Genomic DNA, 400 nt, shown 5'->3' with positions numbered 1-400 from the left:
GCTGCCTGGGCTTCGCGCACCAGCGTGCCGGAGCCGAGCAACCGGACCATGCCGCCAGGCTGCCCGCTCAGCCGGTACATGCCTTTGATGATCGCCGCTTCGACGCCTTCCGGCAGGCTCGGCTGCGGGTAGTTTTCGTTCATCAGGGTCACGTAGTAGAACTCGTCCACATCGTGCTCCAGCATCTGGCGCATGCCATGGTCGAGGATCACCGCAAACTCGCCGGCAAACGCCGGGTCGTAGGCACGGCAATTGGGCACGGTGGCGGCCATCAGGTGGCTGCTGCCGTCCTGGTGCTGCAAGCCTTCGCCACCCAGGGTGGTGCGCCCGGCAGTGGCGCCCAGCAGAAAACCTCGGGCACGCTGGTCGGCGGCGGCCCAGATGAGGTCCCCCACGCGCT

Annotated in this window: 1 pseudogene; it reads right to left on the bottom strand. The window is 67.5% G+C overall.

Going from position 1 to position 400, the window contains the following annotated elements:
- Positions 1-400 (bottom strand): annotated as a pseudogene (locus HX846_RS36760) (pyruvate dehydrogenase (acetyl-transferring), homodimeric type); the annotation flags it as partial.

Source organism: Pseudomonas sp. K5002 (assembly GCF_013386655.1).
In the GTDB taxonomy this organism is placed as follows: domain Bacteria; phylum Pseudomonadota; class Gammaproteobacteria; order Pseudomonadales; family Pseudomonadaceae; genus Aquipseudomonas.
Note: the sequence above shows the minus strand (reverse complement) of the source record. Positions and strands in the feature narration are given on the sequence as shown.